Source organism: Ruminiclostridium hungatei, assembly GCF_002051585.1.
In the GTDB taxonomy this organism is placed as follows: domain Bacteria; phylum Bacillota; class Clostridia; order Acetivibrionales; family DSM-1351; genus Ruminiclostridium; species Ruminiclostridium hungatei.
This window is the reverse complement of sequence record NZ_MZGX01000077.1, coordinates 1-1,051: the sequence shown is the minus strand read 5'-3', so window position 1 is coordinate 1,051 and position 1,051 is coordinate 1. Positions and strand designations below refer to the sequence as shown.

Here is a 1,051-nt window from a genome sequence, read left to right as displayed (position 1 = left end):
TCTTGTGCGGCAGATACGTAATATTCTTTTGTCATTAACATGAATGTTATGGTCGTGTCGCAGGTCATCATTGATACGTCGATATCCCTTGTCTGGACTTTCTATATGGATTTCTTCCACCTTTTTAGCGATGCGTTCATTCTCAGCAGTCCGGCAGCTTACTTTGCCAGAAATCCATCTGTTGTAAGCCGAACGAGCCACATGGAGCAGTTTGCAAGCGGTTTCAATGGGGTATCCTGCTTCCGAATGACATTCTTTTACTGCCATGTAGATACGGCTCTGCCTTACTTGTGATAAGCATCTCTCCTCTCCACCTCGTCCAATTTTTTTAGTAGGTCTCGCTCCATTTCTGCCAGATACAGCTTGTGTTTGAGTTGCTCAATCTCAATTTGTGCTTGCTCTAACTCCGTGCGCGGTGTCTGGTCTATCTTTCGCCGGCCACGTCTGTCCTGCAATCCGCCTTCACCCATTTCCTCGAAATATAGCGTCCAGGTTCTAACCTGCTGGTAGCTTACGTTATACTTGAGCGCCAGTTCCCCATAGTTTTTGCCGGATGCAATGCATTCCCTGACTATTTGAACCCGCTCTTCCTGCGTTGTGATGCGACCTTTTTTCATGTAGCTTCCGCCTCCTGACTGCTTAACAGAATTGAAGTCTCCATGAGTATTATATATCTTTATCCAGGATTGGAGTTGCATTCTTGAGCGAATTGCGTACTTTTCGCAGCTGGCGTGCTGACCACATCCGCCAGCAAGATATTCCAAGACTGCTTTCTTCTTTAATTCGGAGCTGTAAACGCGATTCTTATTTGTCGGTGTAAGACCCAAAGCACCCTCTTGTCGATATATCCGAGCCCAACTGGCTATGGATGCAGGTGTTACCTCGGCTCGTTTGGCAGCTTCCTCTCTTGAAATTTTTCCAGCTAAATACTCTCGAGTGATTTTAATTTTTTCAGTAACCACTATTCTAAATTTTTGTGGCATAAAAATACTCCCTTCATGATAAACAGTGTTTGTTATTTCACTGTCTCTCATAAAGGGAGCATATCATT

The 1,051-nt window shown here is 44.5% G+C and carries 2 protein-coding genes; both read right to left on the bottom strand.

The window, feature by feature from the left end; all coding sequences use genetic code 11:
• Nucleotides 1-267: IS3 family transposase (locus CLHUN_RS21615; RefSeq protein ID WP_133051142.1), on the bottom strand; the 267-nt coding region annotated here is incomplete at its 3' end.
• 17 nt (nucleotides 268-284) lie between these two features.
• Nucleotides 285-983 carry a helix-turn-helix domain-containing protein gene (locus tag CLHUN_RS21610; protein WP_080066728.1) on the bottom strand — a complete coding sequence of 233 codons (699 nt, stop codon included), beginning with the start codon at nucleotides 981-983 and terminating at the stop codon, nucleotides 285-287.
• Nucleotides 984-1,051 lie beyond the last annotated feature (68 nt).